Here is a 7,647-nt window from a genome sequence, read left to right as displayed (position 1 = left end):
TGGTCACGGAAGGTCAGCCGGATCGGCGTGCCCTGCATCCCGAAACTTTCGCGCAAGCCATTCACAAGGTAGCGCGAGTAGCTTTCAGGTATCTTGTCGGCGTGGCTGGCCATGACCACAAAGCCCGGCGGCCGGGTTTTGACCTGCGTCATGTAACGCAACTTGATGCGCCGCCCGCCCGGTGCCGGCGGCGGGTGCGCCTCGGTCATCAGCGCCAGCCATGTGTTCAGCCGCCCGGTCGAAATGCGCTTGTTCCAGACCTCATGCGCCTTCATCACCGCATCATGCAGGCGGTCGAGCCCCTTGCCCGTCTTGGCAGAAACCGTCACCAGGGGCGCACCGCGCAACTGAGGCAAAAGCCGTTCGAAAGCTTCGCGCAGCGCGTTCAGCTTGCCTGCCTTGTCTTCTTCCAGATCCCATTTGTTGGCGGCAACTACCACCGCGCGGCCTTCGGATTCGGCGTAGTCGGCCAGCCGCAGGTCTTGCACCTCGAACGGCACCTCGACATCGAGCAGCAGCACGATCACTTCGGCAAAGCGCACCGCGCGCAATCCGTCTGAAACCGACATCTTTTCGAGCTTGTCGGAAATGCGCGCCTTCTTGCGCATCCCCGCGGTGTCGAAAATCCGCATCGGCGTGCCCATGTAATCGGCCTGCACCGAAACCGCGTCGCGGGTAATTCCAGCCTCGGGGCCGGTCAGCAGCCGTTCTTGGCCGATGATCTTGTTGATGAGCGTCGATTTGCCCGCGTTCGGGCGGCCAATCACCGCCAGTTGCAGCGGCTTGGCCTTGGTTGGCGGCTGATAGACGCCTTCTTCGCCCTCTACCACGTCAACGTTGACTTCGGGCTCTGTCGCCTGCGCCACGGCCTCGAAGGCATCCGCAAGCGGCACCAACGCGCGGTACAGATCATCCATGCCCTCGCCGTGCTCGGCCGAAAGCCGCAGCACCTCGCCAAGGCCAAGCCCGTAGGCCTCAAGCGCGCCCGCCTCGCCCGCCTGCCCTTCGGCCTTGTTGGCCGCAACGATCACATGCGCGTTCTTGCGGCGCAGGATATCGGCAAAAATCTCATCTGCCGGGGTCACGCCTGCGCGCGCATCTATCAGAAACAGGCACACGTCGGCCTCGGCCACGGCGCGCTCGGTCAGGCGGCGCATACGGCCTTGCAGGCTGTCGTCCTCGGCCAGTTCCAGCCCGGCCGAATCGATCACGACAAAGCGCAGGTCGCCCAAACGTGCAGCGCCCTCGCGCAAATCGCGGGTTACGCCGGGCTGGTCATCGACCAGTGCCAGCCGCTTCCCCACGAGGCGATTGAACAGTGTCGATTTACCGACATTGGGGCGGCCGACAATGGCCATGGTGAAGCTCATGCTGCCCTCCTTGGGCGGATCGGGAGAGCCCGCTTACACCGCTTTGCCCTTAACGGAAAGCGAGAAGCTGCCCGTCGGCATTGACCACAAAGAGCGTGCTGCCCGCCACGACCGGCGCGCTGGCCGCGCCACCCGGAATCTCGGCACTGCCGATCATCGCGCCTGAAGCTGGATCAAACACCCGCAAGAGCTCGTCTGACGAGGCTACAAACAGCCGCCCACCCGCCAGAACCGGCCCGTAATGGACGTGGATTTCCTGAAACTTCTTGGGCTTTTCGGCAAGGAAATAGGGCATATCGACGGCCCAAACCGGGCGGCCGGTCGCGGCGTCTAGCCGCACAAGCTGCGCTTCGTCGGACACAAGGAACACCGCATCGCCCACCACCTGCATCGGGCCGTTGGCGCCTTCGTTGGCGGTCCAGATGCGTTCGCCCTTGGCCATGTCGATGGCAACTGCCCGACCGGCAGAGGACCCCGCATAGACCCGGTTGCCAACAATGACCGGGTCGCCGGTCAGGTCGCTGACTATTGCATAGGCGCGCCCCAACCGCTCGCCGCCAACGGTGGCGGACCAAAGCTGATATCCGCGCTGGCGCAGCACCGCGATCATTTCGCCCGAAGCAAAGGGGAATATCGCGAGTTGCGCGTTCACCGCAGGGGCAGAAACCCCGGTCACGCCCGAACTTGCCGGTGTGCCCGGAAGCCGCCAGACAAGTTTGCCGTCATCGGCCCGGATCGCCCAGCCCGAAGCATCGCGCGCCACGACATAGACGATGTTGTTATAGACAGTCGGCGCACCGCCGATGCCTGCATCAAACCTTTGCCGCCAGACAATTGCGCCCGAGGCGGCGTCCAATGCGATCAGCTCGCCAAAGCCGGTGGTGACGAAAACCTTATCCGCCGCAAAGGCCAAGCCGCCGCCCGAGGCGTCATCGGCACGGTCGCCCACAGGGGTCAGATCAACCTGCCAAAACGGTGCGCCCGCGGTCGATGTGGCGGCCACGGTCGCGCGGCTGTCGAGTGTGTAAACACGCCCTGCGCCCACCACCGGGTCGGCGGTGATGCGATGCTTGCGCCCGACACCTTCGCCGATGGATGCAGACCAGACCAGCGTAGTGCCGTCACCCAATGCGGGGTTGGTGATCGCGTGGCTGGGTGTGCCGCCACGATGCGTCCATTCGGCATTGGCGACTTGCGCGGGCACCCGGATCGGCACCGCCGTCACACCGCCAATGGGTGCTGTGATGCTGCCGGTATCGCCTTGCAGGATGGCGCGCGGTTCAACACGCTCCCCCGGCAGGATAAGCTCTTTTTTCGAGCAGCCAGAGACGAGCACAAGCACCCCGAGTGTCGCGAGTCCAAGACCGACTGAAAGCTTCACTGCCCTTGCCCCCTTTTTCGCGCCGCCCAAGCCGGGCCGCCGGTCAATTCGTTGCCGGTTCTGCCCCAAGCGCCACAATCAACTGTGTCACGCGCTCTTGCAAGCCCGCCGTCAACTCCGGCTCAAGCAGAAGTTGCTGCGCCAGTGCAAGCGCCTGATCGCTGGCACCTGCGTCAAGCAGCACCAGCACCTGCTGTTCCATCGCCAGTTGCCGGAACGGCGCGCCGGGCTGGGCGAGTTTTGCCAGCGCCGCATCGCGTTCGGCCGCAGGCATCGCAGCACCCGCCGCCAGCACCGCCTTGAACTCTGCCAGAGCACGCAGACTGGCCGGCAGCTCTGCATCGGCACCTATCGCGCGCAGGCTGGCCAGGGCCTCGGCGTCGTTGCCAAGTTCGGCGGCGATCAGCAGATCCACCACCGCTTTTTGCACACCGTCCGCAGGCACCGCAGCCAGTGCTTCGGCCCGGTCATCAGACTCCATCGCAGACAGAACCGCATCGCCAAATGCCTCGGCGCGCGCCGAAGCGCGGGCCTTTTGCCACTCGACCCACGCGGCACCGAAAACGATCAGCAGAACGATCAGGATCCCGATCCAGCCATAGCGGCGCATCAGCGCAAACAGACGGTCGCGCCGGACCTCTTCGGTTACTTCGTCGATGAAGCTGTCGGACTCGCTCACTGGAAATGCCCTTTGGCTTGCCCCCACCGGGGGTGCGTTGCGCTCGGCCCCGTCTTACACGCAAGGTGCGGGTGTTGCCAAGGCATTGCGGTGCCGCCGCGATCGTCGCAGCGGAATCGGTTCATGCAGCGTTGCCCGCGGCTTCCTCTTCGCTCGACTGGCGCGCCCACATGGCGGCATAGCGCCCCCCGGCGGACAGCAACTCTTCGTGCTTGCCACGTTCAACCACGCGGCCCGCTTCCAGCACCACGATCTGGTCGGCATCGGCAATGGTCGAAAGCCGGTGCGCGATGGTGATGACGGTGCGCCCCTGCCCCATAGCAGCAAGGCTTTCCTGAATGTCGCGTTCGGTTTGGGTGTCGAGCGCGCTGGTCGCCTCGTCCAAAAGCAGAATCGGCGGATTCTTGAGCAAGGTGCGCGCAATGCCCACGCGCTGCTTTTCGCCGCCCGAAAGCTTCAGCCCGCGCTCGCCGACCGTGGTCTGGTAGCCGTCGGGCAGGCTCATCACGAAGTCATGTATTTTTGCCGCGCGCGCCGCGGCCTCGACTTCGGCGCGGGTAGCGTCGGGGCGGCCATAGGCGATGTTGTAATAGATCGTGTCGTTGAACAGCACGGTATCCTGCGGCACAACGCCGATCGACGCGTGCAGGCTGTTCTGCGTTACCTCGCGCACGTCCTGCCCGTCGATCCTGAGCGCGCCGCCCGTCACCTCGTAAAAACGAAACAGCAGCCTGCCCACGGTCGATTTGCCCGACCCAGAAGGGCCGACCAGCGCCACGGTATGCCCGGCGGGAACGGTGATCGAGACATCGTGCAGAATCGGGCGCTTTGTGTCGTAGCCGAAGCTGACATGGTCAAGCACCACCTCGCCGCGGGTGACCGCAAGCGCAGGGGCACCCGGCGCATCATTGATTTCGGCAGGTTGACCCAAAAGGTCGAACATGTCGCCCATATCCACCAGCGCCTGCCGGATTTCACGGTAAACCGTGCCAAGAAAATTCAGCGGCATGGTGATCTGGATCATGTAGGCGTTGACCATCACAAAGTCGCCCACCGTCAGCTTGCCCGATTGCACACCAAGTGCTGCCATCACCATGACCACGACTAGGCCCACGGTAATGATGAACGCCTGCCCAAAGTTCAAAAGCGACAGGCTCTGCCCGGTTCTGACCGCCAGCCCCTCATAACGCCCCATAGCCGCATCATAACGCTCGGCTTCGCGGGCCTCGGCACCGAAATATTTGACCGTTTCGAAATTGAGCAGGCTGTCGATCGCCTTCTGGTTGGCGTCGGTATCTTGGGTGTTCATCTCTCGGCGGATCTGCACCCGCCACTCGGTGATGCGGAAGGTGTAGGCCACATAGATTGCAATGGTCACCATCACGACCAGCGCATACCAGACGTCGAACAAGACCGCGAAGATGATCGTCACCATGCTGAGTTCAAGGATCAGCGGACCGACCGAAAACAGCATGAAGCGCAGCAGAAAATCGACGCCCTTCACGCCACGCTCGATGATGCGGCTCAGCCCGCCGGTCTTGCGCGTGATGTGGTAGCGCATCGACAAGCGGTGGATGTGGGTAAAGGTTTCCAGCGCCAGCTTGCGCAGTGCCCGCTGGCCGACGCGCACAAACACCGCATCGCGCAATTCGTTGAACCCGACCGTGCCGATACGGGCCATGCCATAGGCAACCGTCAGCCCGACCGCGCCAAGCCCAAGCATCATCGCCGCATCGGGTGCCGCGCCCCCCAGCGCATCGACCGCGCGCTTGTAGATATAGGGCGTGGTCACAGAAATCAGTTTGCCCACCAGCAGCGCCAGCAACGCCAGCACCACGCGCTGTTTTACCCAAAGCTCGTCTTTGGGCCAAAGATAGGGAAGCAGCGCCTTCACGGTACGCATGTTGCGCCCCTTGGTGACAGCTTTGGCGGCATTTTCAGTGGTTGCTGTGGCAGAAGGGCGGCTCACGGGGATTTTCCTTACTGGCCCAATGGCGGGCGATCGGTTCGCGCAGACTTAAGGGCTGGCGCAGCCAAGCGCCAGCCCCGCGAACAATGTTTGAATGTAGCCTCTTATTCGGGCTGGCAGATCTCGCCACGTAGCATGGCCAGCAGGGTGCGCCCAAGCAGACCCAAGATCAGCACCGACAGGCCGATCAAAAGCGCGCCCCCGACCCAAAGGTAACCGCGCGTGCCCGTGGCTTCAAAGTGGACCAAGCTCGAAATCGTCAACGCCGCAACGGGAAAGCTGAGCGCCCAGAACGACAGCGCGAAAGGCAGCCGCAGGATGCGTGGCAGTTGCACCGCCACCAGCGCCGCAAAGACAAAGCCAAAGCTCATCAGAAGGTGGCTGAACGCATCCATCTGCCCTGTCATGCGCAGCCATGCCACGCTGGCCACAGCGGGCGGTGCGATCATGATGACCAGCGTCGGTTGCAACCGAGCAGGCAGCGGGTCGTGAAACACAAGGCGGTTAAAGACCAACGTCAGCAAGATCACCCAGAAGATCAGCCCCGCCGAAAAGAACAGATACGAGATTTCCACATATCCCATCTGCGCGCCCGCCAGCGGCACGATCACGTTGCCGACCGCCGGAATGAACCATGCCGGGTTCAGATGTGCCTGCTGAAAGGCGCGACTGCTGATCCAGCCAGAGATCACCGCAATCGCCAGCACCGTCTGCATGATAGTGCCGATGCCCCAAAGCCAAAGCGCCGCAACCGGAAATAGCGGCAGCGCCGCAGTCGCCAGAATCAGCACCGAAATCGACACCGTGGGAAAAAACGCAAGCCGCACCGGATGCTTCCACTCGGCACGCACCGCATCCGGGTGAACGATCGCCTTGGCCAGATAGCCAAGCGCCACCAGCACCAGCACCAGCGCTGTCACAGCCAGCGCGACAAGCCAGACCCAAGGCGCAAACCCGAACGGCGTTGTCGCCGCGCGCAACGCCAGCGTATAGCCCCCAAGCCCCATCGTCGTGGCGAAGAAGGTGATCGGATAGTGCTGAAGCCGGCTTGCCGCTTCGGGCGCGGCAGAAGTGGGGTTGGCGGTCATGACAGTTCCTCTTTGCGAATCGTCTTTCGTTAGATGCCACGGGGCAAGGCGTGCCACCGCATCTTTTTCTTCAGCGCGGGCCGCGCTCACATTCCAAAGCAGGCATATGTCATGCTTTGTCTTGCATATCCAGCCGAAATTGCGCTTATGTGTATCTGAACTGCATCTAATACCACTTGCAAGAAATCCGCTAATACCCATCTCCGCGAGGCACCGATATGAGACTCACGATCCGAACCAATCTGGCGATGCGAACCTTGATGTTCTGCGCCGTCAACGCTGATCGCATCGTGCGCAAACACGAAATCGCCGCCGCCTGCAATTCCTCGGAAAACCACCTAGCGCAAGTGGTCAACACCTTGGCGCAAAAAGGTTTCATCGACACGCAACGTGGCCGTTCTGGCGGGCTTCGGCTTAATCGGCCAGCGCGCGAAATTGGCATTGGCGCGGTGTTGCGCGCATTCGAGACCGGAATGCCCTTTGCCGAATGCCACGACCCAGAGACCAACACATGCCCGCTGATCGGCATCTGCCGCTTTCGCGACGTTCTCGACCGCGCGCTTGAAGCCTTCTATTCGTCGATGGATGAGGTCACTCTGGCTGACCTTGTCGATGGCAATGTGCCGCTTGCGCATATTCTCGCACTCAGCGATGCGCGCCCCTCCGCAGCTTGTGATCAGCCAACATCCGCCGGCACCGCGTAATTGTCTTGACCTGTGCGCAGCCGAAGCCTATCTGCGCCGCGCATTCGCCGCATTTGCAGGGTTTCATCAAGAAACCAACGGCGAACAGTTGAGGCAGAGATGCAGACGATTACCCAAATGGGCGCCACCCCCGCGCCTGAAAGCCAGTCCGGTGCGACCCAGGCACAGGCGCAGCAAAGCGCCCCGTCCGTTTCGCGCCAGCAGACCGCAGGCACGCCCAGCACGCGCTTTTCGGACTGGGCCTCGATCTGATCTTGCCAGAGGTGGTGTTAGCCGGCACCCTGCCGCGACCCACCTTTGAGCGGAGCTTTCCCTGCCTCGGCCGCTGACAGACATTCCCAACATTGGCCCCGCCACGGCGGAAGCCTTTGCACGCGCAGGGCTGGTTGATGCCGACGCGTTGCAGGCCATGGGTGCCGATGCGGCCTATGCGCGCTGGCTAGCGGCAGGAAATGC

At 62.8% G+C, this 7,647-nt stretch carries 8 protein-coding genes; 3 read left to right on the top strand and 5 right to left on the bottom strand.

Going from position 1 to position 7,647, the window contains the following annotated elements; translation table 11 throughout:
• From der to ABY403_RS11130, 5 genes are all read right to left on the bottom strand, one after another.
• On the bottom strand, nt 1–1,370 hold a 1,370-nt coding region (gene der / locus ABY403_RS11150; RefSeq protein WP_372840882.1), incomplete at its 3' end, for a ribosome biogenesis GTPase Der.
• Between the two features lie 49 nt (nt 1,371–1,419).
• On the bottom strand, nt 1,420–2,751 hold the full coding sequence (locus ABY403_RS11145; protein ID WP_372840881.1) for a PQQ-binding-like beta-propeller repeat protein: 1,332 nt from the start codon (nt 2,749–2,751) through the stop codon (nt 1,420–1,422).
• 43 nt (nt 2,752–2,794) lie between these two features.
• Entirely contained in the window at nt 2,795–3,430 is a 636-nt protein-coding gene (locus tag ABY403_RS11140) for a hypothetical protein (protein ID WP_372840880.1), read from the bottom strand.
• A 121-nt stretch (nt 3,431–3,551) separates the two neighbouring features.
• Complete coding sequence (locus ABY403_RS11135) at nt 3,552–5,333, bottom strand: ABC transporter ATP-binding protein/permease (RefSeq protein ID WP_372840884.1); 1,782 nt, start codon at nt 5,331–5,333, stop codon at nt 3,552–3,554.
• 170 nt (nt 5,334–5,503) lie between these two features.
• Nucleotides 5,504–6,487 (bottom strand): SLAC1 anion channel family protein, encoded by a 984-nt coding sequence (locus ABY403_RS11130; protein ID WP_372840879.1) that lies wholly within the window; start codon nt 6,485–6,487, stop codon nt 5,504–5,506.
• A gap of 218 nt (nt 6,488–6,705) precedes the next feature.
• Between ABY403_RS11130 and ABY403_RS11125 the strand changes: the two genes are divergently transcribed.
• From ABY403_RS11125 to ABY403_RS11115, 3 genes are all read left to right on the top strand, one after another.
• Nucleotides 6,706–7,191: an Rrf2 family transcriptional regulator gene (locus ABY403_RS11125; RefSeq protein ID WP_372840878.1), complete on the top strand. Its 486-nt coding sequence runs from the start codon at nt 6,706–6,708 to the stop codon at nt 7,189–7,191.
• A 99-nt stretch (nt 7,192–7,290) separates the two neighbouring features.
• Complete coding sequence (locus ABY403_RS11120) at nt 7,291–7,443, top strand: hypothetical protein (RefSeq protein ID WP_372840877.1); 153 nt, start codon at nt 7,291–7,293, stop codon at nt 7,441–7,443.
• Nucleotides 7,444–7,504: 61 nt separating this feature from the next.
• Nucleotides 7,505–7,647 (top strand): TfoX/Sxy family DNA transformation protein (locus tag ABY403_RS11115; RefSeq protein WP_372840883.1); only part of this gene is annotated, 143 nt, incomplete at its 3' end.

The organism is Phaeovulum sp. (genome assembly GCF_041596715.1).
GTDB lineage: Bacteria > Pseudomonadota > Alphaproteobacteria > Rhodobacterales > Rhodobacteraceae > UBA6213.
This window is presented reverse-complemented; position numbering and strand designations above follow the sequence as displayed.